This window comes from Brachybacterium huguangmaarense, assembly GCF_025725725.1.
GTDB lineage: Bacteria > Actinomycetota > Actinomycetes > Actinomycetales > Dermabacteraceae > Brachybacterium > Brachybacterium huguangmaarense.
In genome coordinates, this window is record NZ_CP107020.1 from 2,301,714 (window position 1) to 2,328,712 (window position 26,999).

Annotated in this window: 27 protein-coding genes and 3 tRNA genes; 19 read left to right on the forward strand and 11 right to left on the reverse strand. The window is 72.8% G+C overall.

Annotation, left to right across the window (positions count from 1 at the left end; all coding sequences use genetic code 11):
• Window positions 1–168 precede the first annotated feature (168 nt).
• Entirely contained in the window at window positions 169–1,167 is a 999-nt protein-coding gene (locus BRM3_RS10465; protein ID WP_263593266.1) for a hypothetical protein, read from the forward strand.
• Between the two features lie 59 nt (window positions 1,168–1,226).
• The gene (locus BRM3_RS10470) at window positions 1,227–2,156 is read left to right on the forward strand and encodes a PfkB family carbohydrate kinase (RefSeq protein ID WP_263593267.1); all 930 of its coding nucleotides are present in this window, start codon (window positions 1,227–1,229) and stop codon (window positions 2,154–2,156) included.
• A gap of 56 nt (window positions 2,157–2,212) precedes the next feature.
• On the opposite strand, the gene BRM3_RS10475 is transcribed toward BRM3_RS10470, so the two are convergent.
• Window positions 2,213–3,340 (reverse strand): Gfo/Idh/MocA family protein, encoded by a 1,128-nt coding sequence (locus tag BRM3_RS10475; protein ID WP_263593268.1) that lies wholly within the window; start codon window positions 3,338–3,340, stop codon window positions 2,213–2,215.
• Window positions 3,337–4,161, reverse strand: coding sequence for a sugar phosphate isomerase/epimerase family protein (locus BRM3_RS10480; protein ID WP_263593269.1), 825 nt, complete (start codon window positions 4,159–4,161; stop codon window positions 3,337–3,339). Before BRM3_RS10480 ends, BRM3_RS10475 begins: the two co-directional genes overlap by 4 nt.
• A 119-nt stretch (window positions 4,162–4,280) precedes the next feature.
• Here BRM3_RS10480 and BRM3_RS10485 point away from each other — a divergent pair, with 119 nt between their 5' ends.
• Window positions 4,281–4,943 (forward strand): TetR/AcrR family transcriptional regulator, encoded by a 663-nt coding sequence (locus BRM3_RS10485; RefSeq protein ID WP_263593270.1) that lies wholly within the window; start codon window positions 4,281–4,283, stop codon window positions 4,941–4,943.
• Window positions 4,944–4,963: 20 nt separating this feature from the next.
• On the opposite strand, the gene BRM3_RS10490 is transcribed toward BRM3_RS10485, so the two are convergent.
• The 6 genes from BRM3_RS10490 to BRM3_RS10515 all read right to left on the reverse strand — a co-directional run bounded on the left by BRM3_RS10490 (window position 4,964) and on the right by BRM3_RS10515 (window position 8,685).
• On the reverse strand, window positions 4,964–5,977 hold the full coding sequence (locus BRM3_RS10490) for a 3-methyladenine DNA glycosylase (protein WP_263593271.1): 1,014 nt from the start codon (window positions 5,975–5,977) through the stop codon (window positions 4,964–4,966).
• Window positions 5,978–6,105: 128 nt separating this feature from the next.
• Entirely contained in the window at window positions 6,106–6,339 is a 234-nt protein-coding gene (locus BRM3_RS10495) for an AsnC family protein (RefSeq protein WP_263593272.1), read from the reverse strand.
• Between the two features lie 114 nt (window positions 6,340–6,453).
• Entirely contained in the window at window positions 6,454–7,227 is a 774-nt protein-coding gene (locus BRM3_RS10500) for an ABC transporter permease (protein ID WP_263595443.1), read from the reverse strand.
• Window positions 7,224–8,009: an ABC transporter ATP-binding protein gene (locus BRM3_RS10505; protein ID WP_263593273.1), complete on the reverse strand. Its 786-nt coding sequence runs from the start codon at window positions 8,007–8,009 to the stop codon at window positions 7,224–7,226. Before BRM3_RS10505 ends, BRM3_RS10500 begins: the two co-directional genes overlap by 4 nt.
• Entirely contained in the window at window positions 8,006–8,374 is a 369-nt protein-coding gene (locus tag BRM3_RS10510; RefSeq protein WP_263593274.1) for a DUF1048 domain-containing protein, read from the reverse strand. Before BRM3_RS10510 ends, BRM3_RS10505 begins: the two co-directional genes overlap by 4 nt.
• Window positions 8,371–8,685 carry a PadR family transcriptional regulator gene (locus BRM3_RS10515; RefSeq protein ID WP_263595444.1) on the reverse strand — a complete coding sequence of 105 codons (315 nt, stop codon included), beginning with the start codon at window positions 8,683–8,685 and terminating at the stop codon, window positions 8,371–8,373. The genes BRM3_RS10510 and BRM3_RS10515 overlap by 4 nt, the downstream gene beginning before the upstream one ends.
• 686 nt (window positions 8,686–9,371) lie before the next feature.
• Between BRM3_RS10515 and BRM3_RS10520 the strand changes: the two genes are divergently transcribed.
• The 7 genes from BRM3_RS10520 (at window position 9,372) to BRM3_RS10550 (ending at window position 13,902) form a co-directional block, all read left to right on the forward strand.
• Window positions 9,372–10,148, forward strand: coding sequence for a fumarylacetoacetate hydrolase family protein (locus BRM3_RS10520; protein WP_263593275.1), 777 nt, complete (start codon window positions 9,372–9,374; stop codon window positions 10,146–10,148).
• Between the two features lie 155 nt (window positions 10,149–10,303).
• Entirely contained in the window at window positions 10,304–11,731 is a 1,428-nt protein-coding gene (gene gltX / locus BRM3_RS10525; protein ID WP_263595445.1) for a glutamate--tRNA ligase, read from the forward strand.
• Between the two features lie 7 nt (window positions 11,732–11,738).
• Window positions 11,739–12,506, forward strand: coding sequence for an HAD family hydrolase (locus BRM3_RS10530; RefSeq protein WP_263593276.1), 768 nt, complete (start codon window positions 11,739–11,741; stop codon window positions 12,504–12,506).
• Window positions 12,507–12,564: 58 nt separating this feature from the next.
• Window positions 12,565–12,636 (forward strand) — tRNA-Gln (locus tag BRM3_RS10535).
• A 41-nt stretch (window positions 12,637–12,677) separates the two neighbouring features.
• Window positions 12,678–12,750, forward strand: a tRNA-Glu gene (locus tag BRM3_RS10540).
• 87 nt (window positions 12,751–12,837) lie between these two features.
• Window positions 12,838–12,910: transfer RNA gene (locus BRM3_RS10545), tRNA-Glu, on the forward strand.
• 128 nt (window positions 12,911–13,038) lie between these two features.
• Window positions 13,039–13,902, forward strand: a complete 864-nt coding sequence (locus BRM3_RS10550) for a universal stress protein (protein ID WP_263593277.1) — start codon at window positions 13,039–13,041, stop codon at window positions 13,900–13,902.
• Window positions 13,903–13,972: 70 nt separating this feature from the next.
• On the opposite strand, the gene BRM3_RS10555 is transcribed toward BRM3_RS10550, so the two are convergent.
• On the reverse strand, window positions 13,973–14,710 hold the full coding sequence (locus tag BRM3_RS10555) for an IclR family transcriptional regulator (protein WP_396126910.1): 738 nt from the start codon (window positions 14,708–14,710) through the stop codon (window positions 13,973–13,975).
• A 195-nt stretch (window positions 14,711–14,905) separates the two neighbouring features.
• On the opposite strand from BRM3_RS10555, the gene leuC reads away from it, so the two are divergent.
• The 8 genes from leuC to BRM3_RS10595 all read left to right on the forward strand — a co-directional run bounded on the left by leuC (window position 14,906) and on the right by BRM3_RS10595 (window position 23,130).
• Complete coding sequence (gene leuC, locus BRM3_RS10560) at window positions 14,906–16,348, forward strand: 3-isopropylmalate dehydratase large subunit (protein ID WP_263595447.1); 1,443 nt, start codon at window positions 14,906–14,908, stop codon at window positions 16,346–16,348.
• 26 nt (window positions 16,349–16,374) lie between these two features.
• Window positions 16,375–16,986, forward strand: coding sequence for a 3-isopropylmalate dehydratase small subunit (leuD, locus tag BRM3_RS10565; RefSeq protein ID WP_263593278.1), 612 nt, complete (start codon window positions 16,375–16,377; stop codon window positions 16,984–16,986).
• 163 nt (window positions 16,987–17,149) lie between these two features.
• Window positions 17,150–18,475 carry a UDP-N-acetylglucosamine 1-carboxyvinyltransferase gene (gene murA, locus BRM3_RS10570; protein ID WP_263593279.1) on the forward strand — a complete coding sequence of 442 codons (1,326 nt, stop codon included), beginning with the start codon at window positions 17,150–17,152 and terminating at the stop codon, window positions 18,473–18,475.
• Window positions 18,476–18,528: 53 nt separating this feature from the next.
• The gene (locus BRM3_RS10575) at window positions 18,529–19,104 is read left to right on the forward strand and encodes a DUF2867 domain-containing protein (RefSeq protein WP_263593280.1); all 576 of its coding nucleotides are present in this window, start codon (window positions 18,529–18,531) and stop codon (window positions 19,102–19,104) included.
• Between the two features lie 14 nt (window positions 19,105–19,118).
• Window positions 19,119–19,868, forward strand: coding sequence for a lysophospholipid acyltransferase family protein (locus BRM3_RS10580; RefSeq protein ID WP_263593281.1), 750 nt, complete (start codon window positions 19,119–19,121; stop codon window positions 19,866–19,868).
• On the forward strand, window positions 19,865–20,920 hold the full coding sequence (locus BRM3_RS10585; protein ID WP_263593282.1) for an NAD(P)H-dependent glycerol-3-phosphate dehydrogenase: 1,056 nt from the start codon (window positions 19,865–19,867) through the stop codon (window positions 20,918–20,920). Before BRM3_RS10580 ends, BRM3_RS10585 begins: the two co-directional genes overlap by 4 nt.
• Before the next feature lie 14 nt (window positions 20,921–20,934).
• Window positions 20,935–22,050: a D-alanine--D-alanine ligase family protein gene (locus BRM3_RS10590; RefSeq protein WP_263593283.1), complete on the forward strand. Its 1,116-nt coding sequence runs from the start codon at window positions 20,935–20,937 to the stop codon at window positions 22,048–22,050.
• Between the two features lie 111 nt (window positions 22,051–22,161).
• Window positions 22,162–23,130 (forward strand): hypothetical protein, encoded by a 969-nt coding sequence (locus tag BRM3_RS10595; RefSeq protein ID WP_263593284.1) that lies wholly within the window; start codon window positions 22,162–22,164, stop codon window positions 23,128–23,130.
• A gap of 108 nt (window positions 23,131–23,238) precedes the next feature.
• Here BRM3_RS10595 and BRM3_RS10600 read toward each other — a convergent pair whose 3' ends face one another.
• Window positions 23,239–23,739: a DUF3515 domain-containing protein gene (locus BRM3_RS10600; RefSeq protein ID WP_263593285.1), complete on the reverse strand. Its 501-nt coding sequence runs from the start codon at window positions 23,737–23,739 to the stop codon at window positions 23,239–23,241.
• A 42-nt stretch (window positions 23,740–23,781) separates the two neighbouring features.
• Here BRM3_RS10600 and thiL point away from each other — a divergent pair, with 42 nt between their 5' ends.
• Complete coding sequence (gene thiL, locus BRM3_RS10605) at window positions 23,782–24,789, forward strand: thiamine-phosphate kinase (RefSeq protein ID WP_263593286.1); 1,008 nt, start codon at window positions 23,782–23,784, stop codon at window positions 24,787–24,789.
• Between the two features lie 77 nt (window positions 24,790–24,866).
• Here thiL and BRM3_RS10610 read toward each other — a convergent pair whose 3' ends face one another.
• Window positions 24,867–26,990, reverse strand: coding sequence for a potassium transporter Kup (locus BRM3_RS10610; RefSeq protein WP_263593287.1), 2,124 nt, complete (start codon window positions 26,988–26,990; stop codon window positions 24,867–24,869).
• Window positions 26,991–26,999: the final 9 nt, after the last annotated feature.

A 26,999-nucleotide genomic window follows, 5' to 3' on the forward strand; every position in this document is an offset into this window, starting at 1 on the left:
TCCCGCTCCGCGTCCGGGCACGGAAGGGCCCGGATCGTGGGGCCAGCGTAGCGATCGGGCCGGCCCGAGGGGATGGGGAGTCCTCCCCATCGCCGGTGCCCGGCGCGGCGCTCTAGCATGCCAGCACATGACGCGCAGGCGGCGCGCATCCGAGCGGGAGGGCCTGCCATGTTCTACGGAGCCGACACGGACCAGATGGTCGCGTTGTCCCACCGCGCCGGTGACGCCCGGCAGCGACTGCTCGAGCTCGTGGACCGTCTCGACCCGCTCGTCACGGGCGTCGACTGGCAGGGTCCGGACGCCGACGCCTTCCGCTCGGACTGGAGCAGCGACGTCGCGACGCACATGCGCGCATGCGCCGGGCAGCTGCACGAGAGGGCACTCGTCCTCCAGCAGGAGGGCGAGGAGCAGGACTGCGCGAGCGGTTCCGGGGGCGACGGGTCCGGCGGCGACGGCTCCGGTGGAGGCAGCCCCTGGGATCAGTTCGTCCGCTGGCTCGACGACTACGAGCCGCGGGAGTCCGACGGCTTCTTCGGCGATCTCCTGGGAGGTCCGGAGTCGGGGCTGCTGGGCACCGGCGCGTGGAACACGCTGAGCCTCGGCCTCGACGTGTGGGGCATGTTCCCGGGCGAGGTCGCCACCGCCGTGGGCCTGCCCTTCGACCTCGCGAGCGCCGGGATCGGGCTGTACGACGCCTCGCAGTCGTTCCAGGACGGCGAGCTCTACGGCACGGTGGACGGTCTCGTCTCCTACGGGGTCAACGCGCTCGACTCGGCCTTCGGGATCGTGAGCCTCGTGCCGCATCCGATCGCGATGGCTGTCGGCGAGGGCGGCGGGATCGTCACGGGCGGGATCGACTCGGTGTGGTCGGCCGCGACGGTCCTCGCGCAGATGGACGCGGCCCAGGGCGGCGACCACGGCGGCTCGACGACCCGGTTCCTGCTCGAGAGCATGGGTGCTCCGGCGTCGCTGCTCGACACCGCGGAGTCCCTCTACGGGCAGGGCACGGGGTTCGTGCGCGACGCGGTGCCGATCCTCGACCCCCTCCTCGACGCGCCGCAGTACGTCGTGGAGAACCTGGTGCCGGGCGACGTGCAGGAGACCGTCGAGTCCTGGGCCGGCGACGTCAACGACTGGGCGGACGACAACATCCCCTGGTGGCACTGAGGATCCTCCGGCGTCGAGGGCTCCGGCCGGCGTCACGGCCTCGACGCTAGGCTGACCCGATGACCGAGCCGACGTCATCGGGTGGGCGTGCCTCCGCACCGCGCACCGGTCCCCGTGGTCTCTTCTTCGGGCTCGCGACGCTCGACGTCACGCACACGGTGGCATCGCGTCCCGCGCCCGACTCCAAGGTCACGGCGACCTCGCAGCACGTGATCCCCGGCGGCCCGGCGCTCAACGCGGCGGTCGCGTTCGCGGGGCTCGGCGGCCGGGCGACCCTCGCCGCACCGGTCGGCGGCACCGCCGTCTCGGGGATCCTCCGGGCGGACCTGGACCGCTGGGGCGTGCGCCTGCTCGACCTCGCCGCCGAGGACTTCGAGCCGCCGATCTCCTCGGTCACCGTGGTCGCCGACGGCGGTCGCGACGTGGTCTCGATCGACGCACGGGGCTTCCCCGCCGACCTCGATCCCTCCGCGATGGCCGAGGCCCTCTCCGAGGCCGACATCGCCTTGTTCGACGGGCACGGCGCGGGGGCCGCGGTCGCCGCCGCGCGCCTCGCCGGCGAGGCCGGGGTGCCGCTCGTGCTGGATGCGGGCCGATGGCGCCCCGTGTACGCGGACCTGTTCCCCCTGGCCCGCGAGGTGGTCTGCTCCGACGACTTCGCCGTTCCCGGCCGGCGGGACGTGCTCCGCGCGGTCCGCGAGGCCGGGCCCGAGGTGGTCGTGCGCACGGGCGGTGCGGGCCCTATCGGCTACCTCGCCGCCGGGCTCGGCGACGCCGGCGACGCCGAGGGCCGGGTGGCGCCGCCCACCGGGGTCGCCGTGCGCGACACCAACGGCGCGGGCGACATCTTCCACGGCGCCTACTGCTGGGCGCGCGCCGGGGGTGCCGGTGTGCGCGACGCGGTCGTGCACGCCGCCGAGGTGGCCTCGTTCTCGTGCGGGGTCGACGGGACCCGGGCATGGATCGAGCCCTGGCGCCGTCGCCGCTGAGCAGTGACGGGCGGCCTGGCACGTCCGTGCCGGGCCGCCCGCTCATGTCCGTGAGGTCAGTCGAGCGTCCGGGCGAAGGGATCGAAGTCGACCGGGACCGCGGGCACGGGTGCGACCGTGCTCTCGACCTCGACGAACGCGCCGGAGGCGGCCGACTCCTCCGCCGACAGCAGGACGTCGAGCACGTGGTAGCCGAGCTCCCCGCTCGCGACGTGGGGACGGTTCTCGGCGATCGCGCGCACCATGTCGAGCAGGCCGGTGCCGCGCCCGGCGACCACGCCCTCCTGCTCGATCTCGATCCACTCCTGGTCGATCGGGCCGCCGTCGGTCGCGGACGTGAGCGGGCGCGCGAGCGCGATCCGGCCCTCGAAGCGGTTCGGGTCGGGCAGCACGAGCGAGCCCTCGGTCCCGTGGATCTCCACGACGCCGTGCCGGGCCAGGGGCGAGTCGAAGCTGAGCAGGCTCTGGGCCTGCTGGCCTCCCTCGAACGCCGTGAGCACGGAGATCGTCGAGGGCACCTCGACCGGGAAGGTGGTCCCGGCCTGGGGACCGACCTGGATGCTGCGCTCCTCCTGCCCCTTGAGCCCGAGCGCGCCGACGCGGGCGACGGGTCCGAGCAGGCTGATCAGCGCGGACATGTAGTACGGGCCCATGTCCAGGAGCGGACCCGCGCCCTGGGCGAAGAGGAACGCCGGGCTGGGGTGGAAGAGCTCGGGGCCCTGCCACTGCATCGACGTCTGCGCGAAGAGCGGCCGACCGATGTCGCCGCGCGCGATCACGCGCTTGGCGGTCTGGAACCCCGGGCCGAGCACGGTGTCGGGGGCGGAGCCGACGCGCAGCCCCGCGGAGGCGGCGGCGCGCAGGAGCGCCGCGCTGCTCTCGCGGTCGAGGCCGACCGGCTTCTCGGTCCACACGTGCTTGCCGCTCGCGATCGCGCGCGAGGAGACCTCGGTGTGGGCGGCGGGGATCGTGAGGTTCGCGATCACCTGCACGTCCGGATCGGCGAGCACGTCCTCCGCCGTGCCCGCGCGGGGCACGCCGTGCTTGTCCGCCTGGGCACGGGCGCGCTCGGGCACGAGGTCGCCGACGGCGAGGACCTCGACGTCGGGGAAGGAGCCGAGATGCTCGAGGTAGGTGTCGCTGATGACGCCCGCCCCGATGATGCCGATGCCGACGGGGCTCATCGCACGAACCCCCCGTCGCGCAGGAAGGCGTAGCTCGCGGCGATGTCCTCGAAGACGTCACCGGGCGCGTGGTCGTACTCGATGACGGCGTGGGCGATGTTCGTCGCGGCCTGCAGGGACTCGACGAGCGGCACGTCGCCCTCGCCCGGGCGCCGCTGGTCGAGGCTCGCGGAGCTGAAGTCCTCGGCGCCGGGGGCCCAGGGGTTGAGGCCGGGGGAGACGCCGTCCTTGACGTGGATCGCCAGCAGGCGGTCGCCGAGCCGGGAGACCAGGGCGGGGACGTCCTGGCCGCCCACCATGGCCCAGTACAGGTCGAGCTCGAGGGCCACCCGGTCCTCGGTGAGCGACACGAAGCGCTCGTACGGGCTCTGCCCGTCGAAGTCGGCCACGAACTCCATCGCGTGGTTGTGGTAGCCGACGCTCAGCCCGAACGTCGTCGCGAGCTCGGCCGCCTTGTTGAGGCGCTCGGCGATGTCGGCCACGCCGTCCTCGGTCCGCCAGCGCTCGGGGTCGACGAACGGGTCGATCACGGTGCTCATGCCGATCGTCGCGGCGGCCTCGAAGACCACCTCGGGCGCAGGCGTCGGGGTCGAGCCGTCGGGGGTCCACAGAGTGTCCGAGAGCAGCGGAGCGTGGCCCGTCGGAGCGGTCATCCCGGTCGCGTCGAGCGCCTCGCGGATCTTCTGCGGCTCGTCGACGAAGCGGAACGCCTCGACCTCGCGCAGGCCGATGGCCGCGAGCTTCTCGAGCGAGCCGTGCATGTCGTCGGTGAACTGCGTGGCCAGCGTGTACAGCTGGACGGACGCGGCGGGTGTGGTCACAGGTGCCTTCTCTCGTACGTCGTTGTGCAGGGGCGCGGGGCGCCCTCGAGGGTGATGACCATGCTACGGCAAAAACATCCGAGCGGAGGTTTTTTGAGACGCCTCGTACACTCGAGGGCATGCCGACCCCCGAGACCCCCTCCGGCGCCTCGTCCGACGAGACGCCCGCGGTGATCGGGAGGAGGGGGTCCTACGCCAAGGGCGTCGCGCGACGCCGGGAGATCCTCGACCGTGCGCTCGAGGTCTTCCGGGAGCGGGGAGCGGAGGGGACCTCCCTGCGGCGGATCGCCGAGGCGATCGGCGTCTCCCACGGCGCTCTCCTGCACTACTTCCACTCGCGCGAGCAGCTGCTGCTCGCGGTCTACGAGCACGCCGAGGCCCAGCGCCGGGACGACCCCGACGCGCCTCCCGTGCACGGCGCGGTCGACACGCTCGTCGAGGCCGCGACCCGGAACGTGCACGTGCCCGGACTCGTGCAGCTGTACTCGACGCTGCTCGCCGCCTCGCTCGAGGAGGAGGCGGCCCACGGCGGCCCCCCGGGCGGGCGCGAGGGCACGGCCTTCTTCACCGAGCGGTTCGCGCGGCTGCGGCGCGACCTCGCCGGACGCCTCGCGCTGCAGCAGGCCGAGGGCAGCGTGCGCGGCGACGTCGACCCCGAGCGGGTGGCCGCCCTGCTGATCGCGGCGTCCGACGGCCTGCAGATCCAGTGGCTGCTCGAACCCTCGATACCGCTCGAGAGCACCCTCGAGGAGTTCGCCGTCCTGCTCCGGCCCGCCTCCTGACGAGGACCGGCCGCGAGCCGTCAGAGGGTGGACGGCGCGGTCGGGCCCGCGACGGCCGCGAGGGGCTCGACGACGGCGAGGATCCGCTCGCGCAGCCCGTCGGCCCGTCCCGCGAGCTCCCGTTGGCGCCGCACGTACTCCGCCTTGCCCTCGGCCGTCTCGATCGGGACCACGCCGTAGCCGAGCGGCCGCACGTCGTACGGGCTCGCCTCCATGTCGAGCACGCGCGTGTCCCGGGCGTGCTCGAAGCAGTCGAGCACGAGGTCGGAGGGGACGAGCGGCGTGAGCTTCATGGCCCACTTGTAGAGGTCCATGCCCACGTGCAGGCAGGCCGGGTTGTCGCGGCGCACCTGGGTCTCGCGCGTGGGACGCACGGCGTTGCGCGGCACGGCCTCGGGTGTGAAGAAGCGGAAGGCGTCGATGTGGGAGCAGACGAGGCGCTCGCGCTCGACGACCGCATCGGTCGCCTGCTGGCCCAGGCGCAGGGGCAGGTCCTCGTGGCGCTGCGCGCCGGGGGTGAGGCGGTAGACCATCGCCCACTCGTGCAGGCCGAAGCACGCGAGGTTCGGCGTGCGTTCGCGCAGCGAAGAGGCGCGCAGGAGGCGCGCCATGAAGCCGAGCGCGTCGGCTCGTTCGCGCACGTAGCGGTCCACGTCCGCGCGTCGCAGGACGACGCCGGCTCCATCGTCGCGGCCCGGGCCGGGCGCGTCGACGTACCAGGACCGCGAGCCGTCCGCGCGCAGGTCGCCGACCGGCGGTCTCCCGGCTTCCGGCACCGGGTCCGCCGCGGTCGGGTACGCCGCGTGCCACCCGGGGTGCCATCGGCGCAGCCGCGAGGGGGAGAAGGGGTAGTACGTGAACAGGAAGTCCTCGACGGGATGCTTGACACCCTGAGCTCGGCGCGTCCGGTGCTCGGCCGTCAGACGGTCCGCCCGCGCCTCATGGGCCTCGCGTGCTGCCTGCGCCTCGTCCAGGCTCAGCAGGTGCGCGGGACCGGGGATCGCGGAGGACGGCTCGACGGGCGGGATGGGCACCGCGCCAGTGTGCCAGGGAGCGGACGCACCGCGTCCCGGCGCGTCGACGACCGGAGGCGATCATGCCCCGACGGCACCGAGCGCACCGTCCCGATCCGTCGTCGCCGCGGTCCCGGTAAGGGCCCCGGTCAGCTCCGCGAGAAGCGGGAGCCGCCGTACTTGCGGTGGACGGCCTGCCGGCTGACCCCGATCGCCGAGGCCACCGCCGCCCACGACGCCCCGGCGTTGCGGGCGCGGCGCACGAGTGCGCTCTGCTCTCGCTCGAACGCCGTCTCGGCCTCCTGGCGCGTGCGTGCGAGCGTGCTCAGCCGGCGCAGGGCGTCGTCGTCAGGGTTCTCGTCCTGGGCGAGCGTGGTGGACATCTCGGACCTCCTCGATCCGTGCGGCGATCTCGCCGTCCAGCATCCGCCTGCACGTCCCGCGTGTCAACCAGTGTTGACGTCGCGAGGGTGTGCGGTGCGGGCGAGGGGTGCGCGTCACCGGCTCGCGGCGCGATACACCGCGGTCGCGGCGAGCTGGGCTGCCACGAGGATGCCCACGCAGCAAGCGAGGGCGATCCAGATGTCGTCGCCGACCGGCTGGGCCGTGAGCAGTCTCCGGATGGTGTCGACGATCGAGGTCACCGGCTGGTGCTCGGCGAACCAGCGCACGGGGCCCGACATCGAGTCGGTGGGCACGGACGCGGAGCTGAGGAACGGCAGGAGGATGAGCGGGTAGGAGAACGCGCTCGCGCCGTCCACCGACCTCGCGACCAGGCCGGGGATCGCCGCGACCCAGGTGAGCGCGAGCGCGACCAGGACGAGGATCCCCGCCACGCCCAGCCACGCGAGCACGCCGGCATCCGAGCGGAAGCCCAGGAGGAGGGCGACGCCGACGACGACGAGGAGCGAGACGAGGATCGCCACGACCGAGGTGAGGACGTGGGCCCACAGCACGCTCGACCGCGCGATCGGCATCGAGCGGAAGCGCTCGACGATCCCGCCCTTGATGTCCAGGAACAGGCGGAACGCGGTGTACGAGATGCCCATCACCACGGTGAGGAGCAGGATGCCCGGCAGCAGGTAGTCCACGTAGGAGCCGCTGCCCACGCCCGAGCCGGTGTCGATCGCGCCGCCGAGCACGTAGACGAACATCAGCATCATGGCGATCGGCATGAGCGCCGCGGTGATGATGGTGTCGGGGCTGCGCACGACGTCGCGCAGCGAGCGGCCCGTGAGCACCGCAGTGTCACTGAAGGCGTGAGCTGTTATGACGGTGTTCCCTCCCGCTCGTCGCCGACGATCGCGAGGAAGATCTCCTCGAGCGTCGGCTGCTTCTCGACGTACTCGGCCCTCGCGGGAGGCAGCAGCCGCCGGAGCTCGGCGAGGGTGCCGTCGGCGATGATCCGGCCGTGATGCAGGATCGCGATCCGGTCGGCCAGCTGCTCGGCCTCCTCGAGGTACTGCGTCGTCAACAGCACCGTGGTCCCGTTCTCGGCCAGGCCCCGCACCGCCTGCCACACCTCGATGCGCGCCTGCGGGTCGAGCCCCGTCGTCGGCTCGTCGAGCACGACGACCGACGGGTCGCCGATGAGGCTCATGGCGATGTCGAGACGACGGCGCATCCCGCCCGAGTAGGTGCCCACGCGTCGGCCGCCGGACCCGGCGAGCGAGAAGCGGGCGAGCAGGTCGTCGGCGATACGGCCGGGATCGTGCAGATGGCGCAGACGCGCGATCATGACGAGGTTCTCGCGGCCGGTGAGGATCTCGTCGACGGCGGCGAACTGGCCGGTGAGGCTGATCGTCTCCCGCACCTGCTCGGGACGACGCGCGACGTCGATCCCGCGCACCGCGCAGGCGTCGGCGTCCGCCCGGAGCAGCGTGGACAGGATCCGGACGAGCGTCGTCTTGCCCGCGCCGTTGGAGCCGAGCAGCGCGACGACGCTGCCGCGCTCCACCTCGAGGTCCACTCCGCGCAGCACGTGCAGGCCGCCGAAGGACTTCTCGAGGCCGGTCACGCGGATCGCGGGCTCGACGAGGGTCGTCGCGGTCATGCGCGCTCGCCGCCCTGCTGTCTCTCGGCCTGCTCGACGGCCTCGGTGAGCCGCCGTCGCTCCTTGGTGATCCAGCCCGCGCCGCCGTAGTTGGCCGCGAAGGTCTCGGCGAAGTCGACCGGGTCGGCGCCGACGATCTCGCGGATCGGGGTGCCGTCGGCGGCCGCCTGCTCGAACAGGTCGGCGAGGTCCTCGTAGGCCGTCAGCCAGATGTCGCCACCGGTGGCGCCGAAGTACATCAGGTAGTGCTCGAGCGCCTGGGCCGTCGTGCGGTAGCCATCCGGGAGCGCCTTCACGCGGGCCCGGTAGTCGCGCCAGCGGCGCTTGTCGCCGGAGTCCCCGACGACCTTCTCGATGATGTTCATGCGTGCGTGTCTCCTTGGTGGAGCTCGTCCAATCGCCCTGCGAGGACGCTCCACATCCTCCAGAACTCGTCGAGGTCGTCGCGCCCCTGTGCGTTGAGCGAGTACACCTTGCGAGGCGGTCCCTTCTCCGAGGGGACCTTCTGCACGTCCACGAGTCCTCGCTGCTCGACCCGCACGAGGAGCGCGTACACCGTGCCCTCCGCGATCTCGGTGAAACCCCGCTCGCGCAGCTGGGCGGTGATCTCGTACCCGTAGGCGGGCCGGATCGCCAGGAGCGCCAGGACCACGCCCTCGAGAACCCCCTTGAGCATCTCGGTCCTCTGCTTGTCTCCCACGGCACTCCCTCTGCTATTCAGTGTCACTGACTACCGGTAGACAGTAACGCTAAGTACCGAGGGTGGCAAGGGGGAGGCGCCGCGCGCCGTGGGGGGGCGTGGGCGTGCCCTGAGGAGCGTGTGTCCCGACGCAGCGTGCGCCCTGGGGGTGTGTTCCGGGAGGGCGCGGGCCTCGAAAGCCTCGAGGGAACGGGCGCACGGCGAGTCCCTTCGGCACGGAAAAGCGTGTGATCCGGGTGTGCGTGCGCCCCGCGGGGGAGCGGCGTGGCCGTGACCAGGGGGAGGTGGGGGAGCCGGCTGTGCGGTGCCGTCCTCCGGGGTGCCCTACCGGGGTGCCGTGTTCTGCACGGGACGCTGGTGATGTGCACTGGCTATATCGCCAGTGCACATCACCAGCGTCCCGCCCGCGACCATGCCCTCCGGTACCGCCTCCGATGTCGACCCCGGCGTCGCCGGTGTCCCCCGGTATCCCATGCTTCCCCGGTCTTCACCCCGCCCACGCCCCACGGCCCCGGCACCCATCCCTCCGCGGCCCCGCCCCACGGCTTCGGCGCCCACTCTCGCCTCACGCCCCCGCCGCCCCCGGCCGTCGTCGCGAGCACCCGGGAGGCCACGGATCCGCCCGGGATCCCGGCCCTCGCCGGGCCCGTAGACTGGCGGGCATGCGTATCGCCCGATTCACCACCGGCGAGGATCCCCAGTACGGCATCATCCAGCCCCGCGACGGGCAGGAGATGGTCTACGCGATCACCGGGGACCCCCTGTACACCGAGATCCGTCCCACCGGCACCGTGCTCCCGCTCGAGGACGTGCGCCTGCTCGCCCCCGTCATCCCACGGTCCAAGGTCGTGTGCGTGGGCCGCAACTACGCCGCGCACGCCGCCGAGCTGGGCAACGAGGTCCCCGCCCAGGCGCTGTACTTCCTCAAGCCCAACACCGCCGTGGTCGGCCCCGGCGACCCGGTCGTGCTGCCCTGCTACAGCGACGAGGTGAGCCCCGAGGCCGAGCTCGCGGTCGTCATGAAGACGATCGTCAAGGACGTCGAGCCCGACGACGTGCGCGAGCTGATCCTCGGCTACACGTGCGCCAACGACTTCACGGCCCGCGACGCCCAGCGCTCCGAGAACCAGTGGTTCCGCGCCAAGGCCTTCGACACCTCGTGCCCGCTGGGCCCGTGGATCGAGACCGACCTCGACGTGAGCGACCTCGCCGTCCGCTCCGCCGTGGACGGCGAGACGACCCAGGACGGCACCACCGCCGACATGCTCCGCTCGATCCCCGAGCTCATCTCGGAGATCTCGCGCGTCACGACCCTGCTTCCCGGCGACGTCGTGCTCACCGGCACGCCCGCGGGCGTGCGCACCGTGCCCGAGGGCGCGAGCGTCACCGTCGAGATCGAGGGCATCGGCACCCTCACCAACCCCGTCGTGCGGCGCTGACGCGCCGCCCCGTCCCACCGCCAGGAGAACCCTCCGTGACCTCTGCGTCCGTCGAAGCCCCGGACCCCCGCCCCGTCCACGCCCAGCAGGAGCTCGAGCCCGAGCAGGTGCGCGTGCGCTTCTGCCCGAGCCCGACCGGCACCCCGCACATCGGCATGGTGCGCACGGCCCTGTACAACTGGGCGCACGCCCGCCACACGGGCGGCCGGCTCGTCTTCCGCATCGAGGACACCGACGCCGCGCGCGACAGCGAGGAGTCCTACCACGAGCTGCTCGACGCAATGCGCTGGCTCGGCATCGACTGGGACGAGGGCGTCGAGGTGGGCGGCCCCGACGGGCCCTATCGCCAGTCCCAGCGCAGCGCCATCTACGCCGACGTCATCGAGCGCCTCCGGGCCGCCGGACACATCTACGAGTCGTACTCGACGGCCGAGGAGTCGGCCGCGCGCCACCGTGCCGCGGGCCGCGACCCGCAGCTCGGCTACGACGGCTACGACCGCGACCTGACCGACGAGCAGCGCGCCGCCTTCCGGGCCGAGGGGCGCGAGCCCGTCTGGCGCCTGCGCATGCCCGACGAGGACATCACCTTCACCGACCTCGTGCGCGGCGAGATCACCTTCCGCGCCGGCTCGACCCCGGACTACGTGGTCGTGCGCGCCAACGGATCGCCGCTCTACACCCTCGTCAACCCCGTCGACGACGCCCTCATGCGCATCACCCACGTGCTGCGCGGCGAGGACCTGCTGTCCTCGACGCCCCGCCAGGTGGCCCTGTACCGCGCCCTCATCGACATCGGCGTGACCGACCGGGTGCCCGTGTTCGGCCACCTCCCGTACGTGATGGGCGAGGGCAACAAGAAGCTGTCCAAGCGCGACCCGGAGTCCAACCTGTTCCTCTACCGCGAGCAGGGCTTCCTGCCCGAGGGCATGGTCAACTACATCGCCCTGCTGGGCTGGGGCTACAGCGCCGACCAGGACATCTTCACGCGCGAGCAGATGGTCGAGCGGTTCGACGCCGCCGACGTCAACCCCAACCCGGCGCGCGTGGACATCAAGAAGGCCACCGCGATCAACGCCGACCACATGCGCCTGCTCGCGCCCGAGGACTTCACCGAGCGCATGGTGCCCTATCTGCAGGCCGCCGGCGTGGTGTCCGATCCGATCACCGAGCGCGAGCACGCGCTGCTCGCGAGCGCGACTCCGCTCGTCCAGCCGCGCATGAACCTGCTCGGGGAGGCGCCCGACATGCTGCGCTTCCTGTTCGTGGCCGACGAGGACCTCGTGATCGAGGAGGACGCGACCCGGAAGCTGGGAGAGGATCCCGGGGCCGTGCTCGACCGCGCGATCGCCGAGGTCGAGGCCCTGGACGCCGACGCCTTCGCGACCGCGACCCTCGAGAAGCGCCTGCGCGGCGCGATCGTCGACGAGATGGGCATCAAGCCGCGGCTGGCCTTCGGACCCCTGCGCAGCGCGATCTCCGGGCGCCGGATCTCCCCGCCGCTGTTCGAGTCGATGGAGCTGCTCGGACGGGACTCCTCGCTCGCGCGGCTGCGGTCCTTCCGCGACCGCCTCGCGGCCGCCTGAGCTGCGCATGGCCGACCCTCGTCTGCGCGACGCCCTGTGCGGGGTGGAGGCCGTGTTGTTCGACATCGACCACACCCTCGTCGACACGGCGGGCGCCTTCGCGGCAGCCCTGCGCCATGCCGTGACCCCGCTGCTGGGCGCGGACGCCGACCACGACGCGATCGCCGCCCAGTGGTCGCGCGACCGCTCCGGCTGGTACCGCGCCTACACGCGCGGCGAGGTCGGCTACGGCGAGCAGCGCCACCGCCGCATCGACGAGGTCCTCACCGACCGTGACGCCCGCCCGCTCGACGCCGACGGCTTCGCTGTCTTCGACCGGGCCTTCGACGAGGCCTTCGCCGCGGCGTGGAGGCCGTTCCCGGATGCGATCATCGCCGTGCGCCGCCTGCGTGCCGCGGGCCTGCCCCTCGGCGCGATGAGCAACGCGGCCGCGGCGCTGCAGACGCGCAAGCTGACCGCGGTGGGGCTCGCCGAGTCGGTGCCGCTGCTGGCCACGATGGACACCTTCGGGGTGGGCAAGCCCGATCCGCGCATGTTCCTCGAGGGGGCGCGCCGGCTGGGCACGGATCCCGCGCACGTCGTCTACGTGGGCGACGAGCCCGACATCGACGCGGACGCCGCCACGGCGGCCGGCCTGATCGGCGTGCACCTGCAGCGGGAGCACGATCGCCGCTTCGAGAGATGCCGCCCCGACCAGCGTCGCCACCTCGAGGTGGGAGACCTCACAGCCCTCGCGGACGCTCTCGCTTTGCCCTCACCTGGGCCGACCGGCTAGAGTTGTACCTCGGTACGGCCCCGCCCCTGTGATCGCAGGAGAGGGATCGATACCCCCTTGGGGTATGGTGTAATTGGCAACACGGCTGATTCTGGTTCAGTTGTTCTAGGTTCGAGTCCTGGTACCCCAGCGCAACGTCGATCGTGCTCCGGCACGGCAGACGAGGCCCGCGCCCCGTTCGTCTAGCGGCCTAGGACGTCGCCCTCTCACGGCGGTAACACCGGTTCAAATCCGGTACGGGGTACGAGCGAACCTCCGGGTTCGTCGCGAGGAGCCGGCTCCGGTCGGCCGTCGCTGGTCCCTCGCGGACCGGATCCCTCCGGGATCGCACGCCCCGTTCGTCTAGCGGCCCAGGACGTCGCCCTCTCACGGCGGTAACACCGGTTCAAATCCGGTACGGGGTACGAGCAGAGCCGGCGCCTTCGGGCGCCGGCTCTCGTCGTCTGCACCCGGCTCTCGTCCCCGCGCGTCGTACGTCCCGGCCCGCCTCGGGTCCCGGTGTGACGGGCGTCGCACTGGCTAGAATCAGGCCATGGAGACCAACGACCTTCCCCCTCGCGTTCCCGACCTCCCGGCGTCGGCGCCCCGCCCGCGGGTCGTCGTCGGCGTCGCCGACACCGACGAGTCCGACAAGGCCGTGCGCTGGGGCGCCGAGCACGCCGCCCGCACCGGCGGCTCCCTGCACCTGGTCCACGCCTTCGTGTGGCCGCTCATGAACGTCGACGTGGACCCCGTGCCGGGGGTCGCGGGCTCGGGCCTGCGCTCGGCCGCCGAGACCCTCATGCTGCACGCGGTCCAGCATGCGCACGAGATCGCCCCGGACGTGCCCGTCACCTCGCAGATCGTCGAGGGACGCGGCGCCGACGTGCTGCTCGCGGCCTCGCGCGAGGCCGACGTGCTCGCCGTCGGCAGCCGTGGGCTCGGTCGCTTCCTGTCGATGGTGATGGGCTCGACGAGCCTGGCCCTGGGTCGCCGCGCGGACTGCCCGGTCGTCGTCGTGCGCGGCGACGAGGCGACCGACGGACCCATCGGCGTGGCCTACGAGGGCTCCGACCTGGGTACCCAGGCCCTCCGGCGGGCGGGCGAGCTGGCCGCCCTCTACGGCGCCGAGGTGCACGTGGTGATCGGCGTCGCGACGCCGCTGTCGGAGCATCCGCGCATCCTCGAGACCGCGCGGCGCCTCATCCACGAGGGCCACCCGGACGTGACCGTCGAGCTGGCCGACGGCTCGGCGGCCCATGACGCCAAGAGTCTCGTGCGCCTGAGCGAAGGGGTGCGCGCCCTCGTCGTCGCCGCCCGCGGCGAGGGGGCGGTCTCGGCGTCCTCGCAGACCGGCGCCGTCGTGCAGTACGCCCACACCCCGATCTGGATCGAGCGGCCGCTGCGCCGTCGCTGACCGCCCTGACGCGCACGGGGCGCCCGGCCGGATGGCCGGGCGCCCCGTGCGCGTCGCAGGAGGTCTGCGGTCAGACCGACGCGCGGCGCAGGACCTCCGTGAGGTGGTTGGCCGAGGAGATGACGGCGGCGGCGTGCAGGCGGCCGGGCTGACGGGTGATGCGCTCGATCGGACCGGACACGCTCAGGGCCGCGACCACACGACCGTTGGGCCCGCGCACGGGGGCCGAGACGGAGCCGACGCCGCTCTCGCGCTCACCGATGGACTGGGCCCAGCCGCGGCGCCGCACGGCCGAGAGCATGGTGGCCGTGAAGCGGGCGCCGTGGAGGCCCCGGTGCAGACGGTCCGGCTCCTCCCAGGCGAGCAGGATCTGGGCGGCGCTGCCGGCCTTCATGGTGAGCGTCGCGCCGAGCGGCACGGAGTCGCGCAGACCGATGGGGCGCTCGGCCGCGGCCACGCAGATGCGGTGCTCTCCCTGGCGGCGGTAGAGCTGCGCGGACTCGCCCGTGTGGTCGCGCAGCGCCGCGAGCACGGGGCCCGCGGCGGCGAGCAGCCGGTCCTCGCCCGCGGCGGCGGCGAGCTCGCCGAGCCGGCCGCCGAGGATGAAGCGGCCCTGCATGTCGCGGGCGACGAGCCGGTGGTGCTCGAGGGCGACCGCGAGACGGTGCGCCGTGGGGCGTGCCAGACCCGTCGCCTGCACGAGCTGTGCGAGGGTGGCGGGCCCCGCTTCCAGGGCGCCGAGCACGGTCGCGGCCTTGTCCAGGACTCCGACGCCGCTGCCCGCGTCCTCCATCTGCGTGTCGTTCATGGGCACGATCATGTCGTCTTGAACGGTGAGACGCAAGTGCATCGAAGTGTGGACAGTCCCACGATGGCTGGACGAACACCCGAGCACGCCCGGCCGTCGCCCCCATCGATGCCGGCGGCGGGGTTCCTCGAACCAGCATCCCGATCCACGACCGGTGACCCCGGCGCACGGATCGGTCCTAAGGAGATGACAGCAATGGCGGGCACGCTCGCGGAGAAGGTCTGGGCAGACCATGTGGTGCGACCGGGGGAGGGCAACGAGCCCGACCTCCTCTACATCGACCTCCAGCTCCTGCACGAGGTGACGAGCCCGCAGGCCTTCGACGGCCTGCGCCAGGAGGGCCGCCCCCTGCGCCGTCTGGACCAGACGATCGCGACCGAGGACCACAACACCCCGACGATCGACATCGACAAGCCGATCGCGGACCTCACGAGCCGCACCCAGATCGAGACGCTCCGACGCAACTGCGAGGAGTTCGGGGTGCGCATCCACCCCCTCGGCGACAAGGACCAGGGCATCGTGCACGTCGTCGGCCCGCAGCTGGGCCTCACGATGCCCGGCATCACCGTGGTGTGCGGGGACTCCCACACCTCGACGCACGGGGCCTTCGGCGCCCTCGCCTTCGGCATCGGCACGAGCGAGGTCGAGCACGTGATGGCGACCCAGACGCTCCCGCTCAAGCCGTTCCGCACCATGGCCGTCAACGTCGAGGGCACCCTGCGCCCGGGCGTGACCGCCAAGGACATCATCCTCGCCGTGATCGCGAAGATCGGCACCGGCGGCGGCGCGGGCTACGTGCTCGAGTACCGCGGCCAGGCCATCCGCGACCTCTCGATGGAGGGGCGCATGACGATCTGCAACATGTCGATCGAGGCGGGTGCCCGCGCCGGCATGATCGCCCCCGACGACACCACCTTCGCCTACCTCGAGGGCCGCCCGCACGCCCCCCGCGGCGAGGCATGGGACGAGGCCGTCGCGTACTGGCGCTCGCTGCGCAGCGACGACGACGCGACCTTCGACGCCGAGGTCACGATCGACGCCGACACCCTCGAGCCCTTCGTCACGTGGGGCACCAACCCCGGTCAGGGCCTGCCGCTGTCGGCGTCCGTGCCGGCCCCCGAGGACTTCACCGACGACACCTCCCGCGTGTCCGCCGAGAACGCCCTGGCCTACATGGACCTCGTGCCGGGCACCCCGCTCAAGGACATCCGGGTCGACACGGTCTTCATGGGCTCGTGCACCAACGGCCGCATCGAGGATCTGCGGGCCTTCGTCGACATCATCCGCGGACGCCAGAAGCATCCCGACGTGCGCGTGCTCGTGGTGCCCGGCTCGGCCCGCGTGCGCCTGCAGGCCGAGCGCGAGGGCCTCGACCGCGACATCCTCGCCTTCGGCGCCGAGTGGCGCCAGGCCGGCTGCTCGATGTGCCTGGGCATGAACCCCGACCAGCTCAAGCCGGGCGAGCGCGCCGCCTCGACCTCCAACCGCAACTTCGAGGGGCGCCAGGGCAAGGGCGGGCGCACCCACCTGGTCTCGCCCGTGGTCGCCGCGGCGACCGCCGTGCGCGGGACTCTGTCCTCGCCCTCCGACCTCGAGGCCGACGGCTCGATCGCGCCGCTCGCCCAGCAGTCGGCCTGACCCCTCGCCACCAGGAGCTCATCACCATGGAGAAGTTCACCTCCCACACCGGCATCGGCGTCCCGCTGCGCCGCTCCAACGTCGACACCGACCAGATCATCCCCGCGGTCTACCTCAAGCGCGTCACCAAGACGGGCTTCGAGGACGGTCTGTTCTCGGCCTGGCGCAACGACCCCGACTTCGTGCTCAACCGCGAGCCCTACAGCGCGGGCTCCGTGCTCGTCGCCGGCCCCGACTTCGGCACCGGCTCTTCGCGCGAGCACGCCGTCTGGGCGCTGCGCGATTACGGCTTCCAGGCCGTGCTCGCGAGCCGCTTCGCGGACATCTTCCGCGGCAACGCCGGCAAGCAGGGCCTCGTGGCCGCGCAGCTCGCCCAGGACGACATCGAGCAGCTGTGGAAGATCCTCGAGGAGAACCCCGGCACCGAGGTGACCGTCGATCTCGCCGAGCGCCAGGTGCGCGCGGGGGAGAGCGTCTTCCGCTTCGACATCGACGACTACACCCGGTGGCGCCTCATGGAGGGCCTCGACGACATCGGCCTGACCCTCCGGCACGAAGCCGACATCGACGCGTTCGAGGCGCGGCGCCCGCGCTGGATGCCCAAGACCCTGCCCGTGCGCACCGCCGACACGCACTGACCCCTCTCCTGCCCAGCGGCGCCGACCGCCCGGTATCCGCGCCGGTCGTGGGCGCTCGACGGGATCACACCGCCGACCCCGTCCACGGCCAGCGCGCTCCGGTATGGTGGGCCGGTCACCCAGGGTCCCCCCGGCCCCGGACCAGTGAAGCTGCAAGGACACGATGAGCCCCTCGAACTCGACATTCCACGTCCGCGGTGGTCGCCCCCTGAAGGGGGAGATCACGGTCCGCGGAGCGAAGAACCTGGTCTCCAAGGCCATGGTCGCGGCCTTGCTCGGCGAGGAGCCCAGCGTCCTGCACTCGGTGCCGGACATCCGCGACGTGCAGATCGTCGGCGATCTGCTCTCGATCCACGGCGTCAAGGTCGCCCGTGACGTCGAGGCCGGCGAGATCCGCATGGACCCCTCCAACGTCGAGCGGGCCCATGTGACCGACATCGACGCGCACGCCGGGAGCTCCCGGATCCCGATCCTCTTCTGCGGACCGCTGCTGCACCGTCTCGGCGAGGCGATCATCCCTGACCTCGGCGGCTGCCGGATCGGCGACCGCCCCATCAACTACCACCTCGACGTGCTGCGCAACTTCGGTGCGAAGGTCGACAAGCGCGAGCAGGGCATCTACATCACCGCGCCCGACGGACTGCACGGCGCCAAGATCCACCTCGAGTACCCGAGCGTCGGCGCGACCGAGCAGGTGCTGCTGACGGCGGTGCGCGCCGACGGCGTCACCGAGCTGACCAACGCGGCCGTCGAGCCCGAAATCGAGGACCTCATCGCGGTCCTGCAGAAGATGGGCGCGATCATCTCCCTGCAGACCGATCGCACCATCACGATCGAGGGCGTGAGCCGCCTGGGCGGCTACGAGCACGTCGCCATCCCGGACCGCATCGAGGCCGCGAGCTGGGCCTGCGCCGCGCTCGTCACCCAGGGCGACGTCTTCGTCCGGGGCGCCCAGCAGAAGCCGATGGCCACGTTCCTCAACGTCATGCGGCGCGTGGGCGCGGGCATGGACATCCTCAACGACGGGATCCGCTTCTACCATCCCGGCACGCCCCTGCACGCGATCGCCGTCGAGACCGACGTGCACCCCGGCTTCATGACCGACTGGCAGCAGCCGCTCGTGGTCGCGCTCACGCAGGCCGAGGGCATCTCCATCGTGCACGAGACGGTGTACGAGAACCGCCTCGGCTTCACCGACGCGCTCAACGACATGGGCGCCCACATCCAGGTGTACCGCGAGTGCCTCGGCGGCTCGCGCTGCCGCTTCGGGCGCCGCAACTTCAACCACTCGGCCGTCATCTCCGGCCCCAAGCCGCTCCACGGCGCGGACATCACCGTGCCGGACCTGCGCGGCGGGTTCTCCTACCTCATCGCCGCGCTCGGCGCCGAGGGCGTCTCCGCGATCCACGGCATCGACCTGATCGACCGCGGTTACGAGCGCTTCCGGGATAAGCTCACGGCGCTCGGCGCGGAGTTCTGGGAGGACTGACCGCCCCCGCGCGGCACACCCCGCCGAGCATCACGAAGGGAAAGGCACCTGACATGACGGAGCCGTCGCACGAGATCTCGCACGTCGTCCCGAGCCCGGCGACCTCGCTGGCCCTGCGCGACATCCCCGTGCCCGACTACTGCGACGTCGTCATCGTGCCGACCCGCGGGGTCGACGAGCCGGACCCGCGGGTCTGGGCCGAGGCGATCTTCTCCCACGAGAACACCCCGCTGTCCCAGCGCGGCCTGCGTGCGCTGCGCGACGAGGCGGTGCGCCTGTTCGACATGGTGCCGCCGCCCGCCAAGGAGTACGTGACCGACGAGGTGCGCGGCTCCGAGGCGCTCATCGTGGACGACGACGAGAACCTCCGGGTGCGCATCGGCGTCGCCCTGCTCCCCGGCGGACAGCTGCTGCAGGTCACGACGGCCGTCAAGTTCCTCTCGGTGCGGGGCCGCCTCGCCTTCGCACCGCGGCGCCTCCTGCATGCGACAGCCGTCAACACGCTCGCCCGCCGCGCCCCGGCGACCATCCGCCGACAGGCCGTCGCGACGGGCGCGACACCGCGCCGCAGCCTGCCCGGCCAGGTCGCGCGGCGCGTGATCGGCCGCGGCGGCTCCGGCGCGCACTGACCGACGGACCGTCCATGCCCGCCCGTCGGCGCGACGCGTCCCGCCGCACGCCGCCCCTGATCGCGATCGGCCAGGTGGCCGTGCGGCCCCTGCTGCGGCTTGTCACCCGACGCCACTGGATCGGACTCGAGAACCTCCCCGCGACCGGCGGCGCGATCGTCGTGTGCAACCACCTGAGCGTCTACGACCCCTTCGCGATCGGCAACGCGCTCCTGGACGCGCACGTGCCGCCGCGCTTCCTCGCCAAGGACTCCCTGTTCGAGGTGCCCGTCCTACGGGGGATCATGCGGGCCACCGGCCAAATCCCCGTCCGGCGCGGCACCCGCCAGGCGGGCGACTCGGTCGCCGCCGCCGGGCGGGCCGTCGCCGCCGGCGAGATCGTGACCGTCTTCCCGGAGGGCACGCTCACGCGCGACCCCGAGGACTGGCCCATGCGGGCGCGCCTCGGCGCGGCGCGCATCGCGCTCGCGACCGGCGCGCCCGTCATCCCCGCGGCGCTGTGGGGCACCCGCGCCGTCTGGCCGCGCGGGACCCATGCCCCGCGGCTGCTCCCGCGCCACGACGTGACCGTCGCCTTCGGCCCTGCGTTCACGGCATCGCAGCGGGATGATGAGACCGAGCACGAGGCCGCGATCCGCGTGACCACCCAGATCATGGGGCACATCGTGCCGATGGTCGGGGTGCTGCGCGGCCGGCGGCCCCCTGCCGTGCTGCACGACCCGCGCACCGACGCGTTCCGACCCGAGGAAGGGGCCCGGCGATGACCGCCGCATCCGCATCGTCCGCATCCGGCCAGCCTCGTGCGACCCGGCGCCTCGCCGTGCTCGGCGCGGGGAGCTGGGGCACCACCTTCTCCCTCGTGCTCGCCCGGGCGGGGGCTGAGGTCGCCGTCTGGGCCCGGCGCGAGGAGGTCGCGCGCGAGATCCGCGAGCAGCATCGCAACCACGCCTACCTCGGCGACCGGAAGCTGCCGGACGCCATCACCGCCGACTCGCGCGTCGAGGCGGTCCTGGAGGCGGTCGACGGCATCGTCCTGGCCGTGCCCGCCCAGTCCCTGCGCGAGAACCTCGAGGCGTGGAGGCGCGCGCCGGGGCTCGAGCACGGCCTGCCCGACGTGCCCGTGCTGTCCCTCATCAAGGGGATCGAACGGGGCACCGACCGCCGCATGAGCCAGGTCATCGTCGAGGCGGGCGGCATCGACCCCTCGCGCGTGGCCGTCCTCTCGGGCCCCAACCTCTCGGTCGAGATCGCGGCGGGGGAGCCGTGCGCGAGCGTCGTCGCCGCCCAGGACGAGAGGCTCGCTCGCGAGCTCGCCCACTGGTGCGCGGGCCCCGCCTTCCGCGCGTACACCTCGACCGACGTGATCGGCGTCGAGGTCGCGGGGGCGACCAAGAACGTCGTCGCGATCGGCGTGGGCGCGGCCGCCGGGCTCGGCTTCGGCGACAACGCCCGGGCGAGCCTCATCACGCGCGGCCTGGCCGAGATCGCACGGCTGGGCGCCGCCGCGGGGGCCGACCCCGCGACCTTCTCGGGTCTCGCCGGCATGGGGGACCTCGTGGCCACGTGCGCCTCGCCGCTGTCGCGCAACTTCCGCCTCGGGCGAGCGCTCGGGGAGGGCATGGACGTGGCGCAGGCCGCGGCCGCCGTCGGCCAGACCGCCGAGGGTGTCGCGACCGCACGGGCCGTCGCCGACATCGCCGAGCGCCTCGGGATCGACATGCCGCTCACCCGCGGCGTGGTGGACGTCGTGGACCACGGACGGGACATCCGCGAGGCCACCGCGGCCCTGCTTGCACGGTCCGTCCGCCCCGAATGACTACTGTGACCTGCATGAGAGCCACCGTCGCCCTGCTCTTCGGAGGCCGCAGCGCCGAGCACGGCATCTCGTGCGTGACCGCCGGCGGCTTCCTCGCCGCGATCGACCGGGACCGCTACGACGTCGTCGCCGTCGGCATCACGCGCGACGGCAGGCTCGTGCTCGCCTCGGACGACCCGGCGCACTGGCAGATCGAGGACGGCCAGGCGCCCGAGGTGCCCGCCGACGGCGACGAGGTGCTCCTGCCCGCGCGCGTGCACCGCCCGGGCCTGCGCAGCGAGCTGCGCGTCATCCGCGACGGCCGGGTCGAGCACCTCGCCGACATCGACGTGGTGCTGCCGCTCCTGCACGGCCCCTATGGTGAGGACGGCACCGTGCAGGGCCTCCTGGACCTCTTCGACATCCCCTACGTGGGCAGCGGCGTGCTCGCCTCGGCCACGTGCATGGACAAGGCCGCGACCAAGGCGGCGCTGCGCACCGCCGGCATCCCGTGTGCGCGCGACGTCGTGGTGACCGAGGACGCCTGGGCCGCCGACGCCGCGGGCGTCGCCGAGCGCATCCGCCGCGACCTCCAGCTGCCCTGGTTCGTCAAGCCCGCCCGCGCCGGCTCGAGCATCGGCGTGACGCGCGTGGCCGATCCCGCCGAGCTCGACCACGCCATGAAGACCGCCTTCGCCGAGGACCCCAAGGTGCTCGTCGAGCAGGGCGTCGTGGGCCGCGAGGTCGAGTGCGGCGTGCTCCAGGGAGCACCCGGCGAGGGCGCCCGGACCACCGCGCCCGGCGAGGTGCGCATCGGCGACGACCTCGACTTCTACGACTACGAGTCGAAGTACTTCGGCAAGGGCACCGTCGACATCGAGGTGCCCGCCCAGCTCACGGGCGAGCAGATCGCCGCGGTTCGTGCGATCGCCTCCCACGCCTTCGCGGCGCTCGGCCTCGAGGGGCTGGCCCGCGTCGACACCTTCGTGACCGCCGACGGGCAGGTGCTCGTCAACGAGGTCAACACGATGCCCGGCTTCACCCCGTTCTCGATGTTCCCCGTGCTGTGGGATCACATGGGGCTGTCCTACCCGGATCTCATCTCCGAGCTGATCGAGCTCGCGCGCACCCGGCGCATCGGTCTGCGCTGACCGTGAGGCATCGGCGCCTGTCCATTCGATGCCCCGCCGCCGCGAGGGCGTGGCGTCTTCGATCCGGCCTCCGCTAGCCTCCTGGCACGATCGGCGACGCAAGGAGCAACGATGTCGAACGTGCAGGCGGTCAAGGGCGCGCCCACCAGGCTCTCGGGCCTGCTCACGATGATGGCCGGCGTGCTGCTCATGACGAGCTGCTCGCTGGTCGCCGGCGGTGACGGCGGGCAGGAGCAGGGCTCGACGTCGGCCCCGGGAGGCTCCTCGGAGCCCTCGTCCGCCTCGGCGACGGAGGAGCCGAGTGATGGCGGCGCAACCTCCTCCGCGAGTGATGGCGGCGGCACGGCGGCGCCTGCATCGGTGGGCACTCGATGCGCGGAGAACGACGGATGGGCCGTCGTGGTCGCGCAGGGCGAGGTCGACTGCGCCACGGCGGCTTCCGTGATCGCCGACTACGAGGACACCGAGGACATCGCCCCCGGCGGCCGCCCGGCGAATCCCGAGAGCGTGCAGGGCTGGACGTGCGAACCGATCATCTTCGCCAAGATGGGGTTCGAGCCGGACACCTACACGTCCTGGTGCCAGAGCGGACAGCGCGCGATCATGACGATGGACGCGCGCACGGAGCTTCCGGCGACGGGAACCATCCGCAAGCCCTCGGACTTCTCGCTGCACGGGCTGGGCGACAAGGAGGCCCACTGGGGCTTCATGAGCCCGAGCGGGTCCTGGTACTGCGGGCTCGTCGACAACCCCCGCCCGGAGGACGGCCTTCCCTCCGGCGCCCACTGCTTCGTGATCGACAGCACCGGCATCCCCGGCACCGATGTCGAGCAGCCTGGGGGCGGAGGCACGGCCACGGCCGTGAGCCTCGACGACACCGTGGCGACCGCTGAGCCGTACTACTCCGGCGATCTCGCTCTCGTGTTCGTCCTGGAGCAGACACCGGTCACCCTCGACTACGGCGAGGTGCTCTACGCCCGGGGCGGGGCGTGCACCATCGACCGTGAGGCGGGCGTGACCTGCACCTACGGCGGACGAGGCTTCACGGTCTCGACCCACCGGGGACTGAGCACCTCGTGAGCCGGCGCCCGGGTCGCGCGGCCGCGCCGCCGCCGTGAAAAGTCCGCTGCCGGACCGTGTCGGCGCGGGCACGGTCCGCAGGCGGGATCATCCGCGGGGCACCAGTGCTCAGGCGACGTCGCCCGCGCCGACGCAGCGGTCGGTCGCGGGGATCTCCGAGATCAGCCGGGTCATGTCGAGCACGGCCGCCGAGGGCTGATCGGGCGCTGCGGCGCGCGGGACCGTCATGTCGACGGCGGGCGTGCGGCCGAACGTCGTGAAGGTGACCACGTCGTCCTTCTCCGAGACGAGCCAGTCGACCGTCGCGCCCCCGGCATCGGCGATCGTCGTGCACGGGTCCGTGGTCGGGCCCGGGGGCGTGACGCCGCAGCGCAGCACGATGGTGGCGTCGCCATCCCCCCATGCGACCGTGCCCTGGCTCGTCGTCTCGTGCCGCTTCTGGCCCAGCAGCTCCTCGGGCGCGTTGGCGACGAGCGGCGCGCATGCGGGGTCGGCGGCATCAGGACCGGCCGGGACGGTCACGGCGCCGCAGCCGGAGAGGCCGAACGCGGCCAGGAGGCACGCCGCGCCGGCCAGGACACGACGGGGCGGGGGAAGCGGCACGGGCACCCCAGCAGGGTAGCGCGGGCACGGCTCTGGCACAGTGTCCCCATGACCAACGAGCCGACGCCCGCCCCCGCGCCGATCGCCCATCTCTCCGAGTCCGGTCTGCTCGAACGCATCCTGCCCGCCCTGCCGAGCTCCGACGCCGTCGAGATCGGCCCCGGCGACGACTCCGCCGTGGTCCGCCTGGCCTCCCCGCGGCTCGTCGTCAGCACCGACACCCTCACCGAGGGCCAGGACTTCCTGCTGCCCGCGACCCGGCCGGAGTGGATCGGGGCCAAGGCCGCCGTGCAGAACCTCGCCGACGTCGCCGCGATGGGGGCCCGGCCCACCGCCCTCGTTGTCGCGCTGAGCGCCCCCGGCACCGCCGACGTGACGACCCTCGAGGGCATCAGCCGCGGGCTCGCCGCGCGTGCCGGACGGGACGGCGCGGTCGTGGTGGGAGGCGATCTGGGCGCGGCGGACGCGCTCTCGCTCACCGTGACCGCCCTCGGCGCACTGGCCGAGGGCCACGCCCCGATCCTGCGCACGGGAGCACGGGCGGGCGACGTGCTCGCTGTGGGCTCGCCCCTGCTGGGACGCTCGGGGGCCGGTCTCGCCTGGATCCTCGCCGACCGGCACCACGAGGCCCTCGCGGCGGACGTCGTGGCCTGGCACAACGCGCCCGATCCGCGTCTCGAGCTGGGGTGGACAGCCGCCCGGCGCCCGGACGGCACGGCGCGTGCGAGCGCCATGATCGACGTGTCCGACGGCCTCGTGCGCGACGGCGGACGTCTCGCCCGGCGCAGCGGCGTGGTCATCGATCTGGACCGCGAGGCCCTCGCAGCCGACGTCCGCGCGCTCGTGGACCTCGCCGCACCGCTCGGCGCCGACCCGTGGAGCTGGGTGCTGCACGGCGGCGAGGAGCACGCGATGCTCGCGACCTTCCCCGCCGACGACGTGCCCGAGGGTTTCCGTCCGATCGGCGTCGTCCATCGTCCGGCGGCGGGGGAGGAGCCGTTCATACTGCTGGACGGCCGGACGGTCCCGGGTGAGGGCTTCGACCACTTCGCGTGAGGGGCCGCTCGCGCGGTGGCCGCGCTGAGGCGGCGCCACCGCTGAGGCGGCGGCCGCGCTGAGGCGCCGGCCGCGGCTCAGAGCTCGGCCTCGGCCCCCATCACGATCGTCCGGGTGGGCGGCAGGTGCAGCACCTGGGTGCGGTTGGCCGAGAACTTCTCGAGGAAGCGGAACAGGCTCTTCTGCCAGTGCGGCATGCAGCGGTCGTCCCCGGGCTCGATCCTGAACACCGAGAGCATGTAGGTGGCCTCCTCGGGGTCGATGTCGAGCTCGCGGCACTTGCCGGCCGCGAGCCGCAGCGCCTTGGGCACGTCCTGGGAGTCGTTGAAGCCGACGCGGCACAGCACGTGCACGATCCCGTCGTCCTCGTCCCCGAGGTCGGACACCGAGATGCGCGCATCGTGGCGCACATGGGGCACCCCGATGTTCTTGATGGTCACGATCACGACGTGCTCGTGCAGGACGTGGTTGAACTCGACATTGCTGCGCAGGGCCAGCGGCGTGGTCCGCACGTCGCCGTGCGGGTAGACGGCCAGACCGGGCACACGGGGCACGCCGAGCCGCTTGACCTCCGCGACGAAGTCCTCGATCGGCCCCTCCATCTCGGCCCGTCGCCCGAACATGATCTTCGAGCCGCGCTTCCAGGTGAGCATGACGGTCAGCGCGATCGCCGCGATCACGAGCGGGAGCCAGCCGCCCGAGGCGACCTTGACGACATTGGCGCCGAAGAGGGACAGCTCGAGGCCGCCCACGACGACGGCCATCAGGACCACCCGCCACAGCGCCCACTTCCACACCCGGTAGGCGAGCAGCAGGAACAGGGACAGCTCGAGCATGAGCGTGCCCGTCACCGACAGGCCGTAGGCCGAGGCCAGCCGCTCGGAGGACCGGAACGTCAGGACCAGGGCGAGCACGCCCACGAACAGGATCGCGTTGACGACGGGCACGTAGATCTGGCCGCCCACCTCGCGCGACGTCTGCATCACGCGCAGCCGCGGGAGGATCGAGGAGCGCGTGGCCTGGCGGGACACCGAGAACGCGCCCGAGATGACCGCCTGGGAGGCGATCACGGTCGCGCACGTCGCGAGCACCACGAGGGGGATGCGCGCCCACGGGGGCGCGAGGTGGAAGAACGGGTTGTCGACCGTCGAGGCGTCCCGCAGGATCATCGCGCCCTGGCCGTAGTAGTTGATCAGAAGGGCCGGGAGGATCAGGCAGAACCACGCGAACGCGATCGGACGACGTCCGAAGTGGCCCATGTCGGCGTACAGGGCCTCGGCGCCTGTGACCGCGAGGACCACGGCGCCCATCGCGATGAACGCGACGACGGGACGGTCGAGGGCGAACGCGAACGCGTAGGTCGGCGAGACGGCGCGCAGGATCGACGGGTTCTCGAGGATCCGCGGCAGCCCGAGCACGCCGATCACGACGAACCAGAGCACCATGATCGGGCCGAACGCGCGACCGATGACGCCGGTGCCCCAGCGCTGGACCAGGAACAGCAGGGCGAGGACCGTCACGGCGGCCGGCACGACGTAGGCGGCGAGCGATGGATTGGCGACCTCGAGGCCCTCGAAGGCGCTGAGCACCGAGATGGCGGGGGTGATGAGCGAGTCGCCGTAGAAGAGGGAGGCGCCGATGATCGCGAGGATCATGCCGATCGCGGCCTGGCGCGAGCGGAGCCCGAGCTTGCGGCGCACGAGGGCGGCGAGGGAGAGGATCCCGCCCTCGCCCTGGTTGTCGGCCCGCAGGATGACGCCCACGTAGGTGAACGACACGATCAGCATGAGGCACCACGTGACCATCGAGATGATGCCCAGCACGTCCTCCTCCGAGGGGCTGACCGCGTTGTGGTGCACGCTGAACACCGTCTGCAGCGCGTACAGCGGGCTCGTGCCGATGTCGCCGAAGACCACGCCGATCGCGCCGATCATGAGCGCCATGAGCGGGCGGCGCGCGCGGGGGCGCCCGTCGGGCCCGAGCACAGGGGTGTGGGAGTGCGTCTCGGCGGCCGGTTCGGGGGCGGCGGTCGAGCCGCTCGGAGGCGGTGCCGTGGAGCTCTCGGTGATCGCGGTGCCGTCGGGTGCGGGGGAGTGCCCCGCCGGGGCGGGTTCCGCGTCCTGGGTACCCGTCGCGGCGGGCTCGGTGTGGGGGTTGCCCGCCTCGTCGGACGGCGAGGGCGGGCGCAGGTTCTGTGCCACGAACGGAGA

Bases quoted from the DNA above. Each gene is read 5' to 3' on its own strand.
- BRM3_RS10465 (WP_263593266.1), top strand. From the start codon at position 169: ATGTTCTACGGAGCCGACACGGACCAGATGGTCGCGTTGTCCCACCGC.
- BRM3_RS10470 (WP_263593267.1), top strand. From the start codon at position 1,227: ATGACCGAGCCGACGTCATCGGGTGGGCGTGCCTCCGCACCGCGCACC.
- BRM3_RS10475 (WP_263593268.1), bottom strand. From the start codon at position 3,340: ATGAGCCCCGTCGGCATCGGCATCATCGGGGCGGGCGTCATCAGCGAC.
- BRM3_RS10485 (WP_263593270.1), top strand. From the start codon at position 4,281: ATGCCGACCCCCGAGACCCCCTCCGGCGCCTCGTCCGACGAGACGCCC.
- BRM3_RS10495 (WP_263593272.1), bottom strand. From the start codon at position 6,339: ATGTCCACCACGCTCGCCCAGGACGAGAACCCTGACGACGACGCCCTG.
- BRM3_RS10505 (WP_263593273.1), bottom strand. From the start codon at position 8,009: ATGACCGCGACGACCCTCGTCGAGCCCGCGATCCGCGTGACCGGCCTC.
- BRM3_RS10510 (WP_263593274.1), bottom strand. From the start codon at position 8,374: ATGAACATCATCGAGAAGGTCGTCGGGGACTCCGGCGACAAGCGCCGC.
- BRM3_RS10515 (WP_263595444.1), bottom strand. From the start codon at position 8,685: ATGCTCAAGGGGGTTCTCGAGGGCGTGGTCCTGGCGCTCCTGGCGATC.
- BRM3_RS10520 (WP_263593275.1), top strand. From the start codon at position 9,372: ATGCGTATCGCCCGATTCACCACCGGCGAGGATCCCCAGTACGGCATC.
- gltX (WP_263595445.1), top strand. From the start codon at position 10,304: ATGGTGCGCACGGCCCTGTACAACTGGGCGCACGCCCGCCACACGGGC.
- BRM3_RS10530 (WP_263593276.1), top strand. From the start codon at position 11,739: ATGGCCGACCCTCGTCTGCGCGACGCCCTGTGCGGGGTGGAGGCCGTG.
- BRM3_RS10550 (WP_263593277.1), top strand. From the start codon at position 13,039: ATGGAGACCAACGACCTTCCCCCTCGCGTTCCCGACCTCCCGGCGTCG.
- BRM3_RS10555 (WP_396126910.1), bottom strand. From the start codon at position 14,710: ATGAACGACACGCAGATGGAGGACGCGGGCAGCGGCGTCGGAGTCCTG.
- leuC (WP_263595447.1), top strand. From the start codon at position 14,906: ATGGCGGGCACGCTCGCGGAGAAGGTCTGGGCAGACCATGTGGTGCGA.
- leuD (WP_263593278.1), top strand. From the start codon at position 16,375: ATGGAGAAGTTCACCTCCCACACCGGCATCGGCGTCCCGCTGCGCCGC.
- murA (WP_263593279.1), top strand. From the start codon at position 17,150: ATGAGCCCCTCGAACTCGACATTCCACGTCCGCGGTGGTCGCCCCCTG.
- BRM3_RS10575 (WP_263593280.1), top strand. From the start codon at position 18,529: ATGACGGAGCCGTCGCACGAGATCTCGCACGTCGTCCCGAGCCCGGCG.
- BRM3_RS10580 (WP_263593281.1), top strand. From the start codon at position 19,119: ATGCCCGCCCGTCGGCGCGACGCGTCCCGCCGCACGCCGCCCCTGATC.
- BRM3_RS10585 (WP_263593282.1), top strand. From the start codon at position 19,865: ATGACCGCCGCATCCGCATCGTCCGCATCCGGCCAGCCTCGTGCGACC.
- BRM3_RS10590 (WP_263593283.1), top strand. From the start codon at position 20,935: ATGAGAGCCACCGTCGCCCTGCTCTTCGGAGGCCGCAGCGCCGAGCAC.
- BRM3_RS10595 (WP_263593284.1), top strand. From the start codon at position 22,162: ATGTCGAACGTGCAGGCGGTCAAGGGCGCGCCCACCAGGCTCTCGGGC.
- thiL (WP_263593286.1), top strand. From the start codon at position 23,782: ATGACCAACGAGCCGACGCCCGCCCCCGCGCCGATCGCCCATCTCTCC.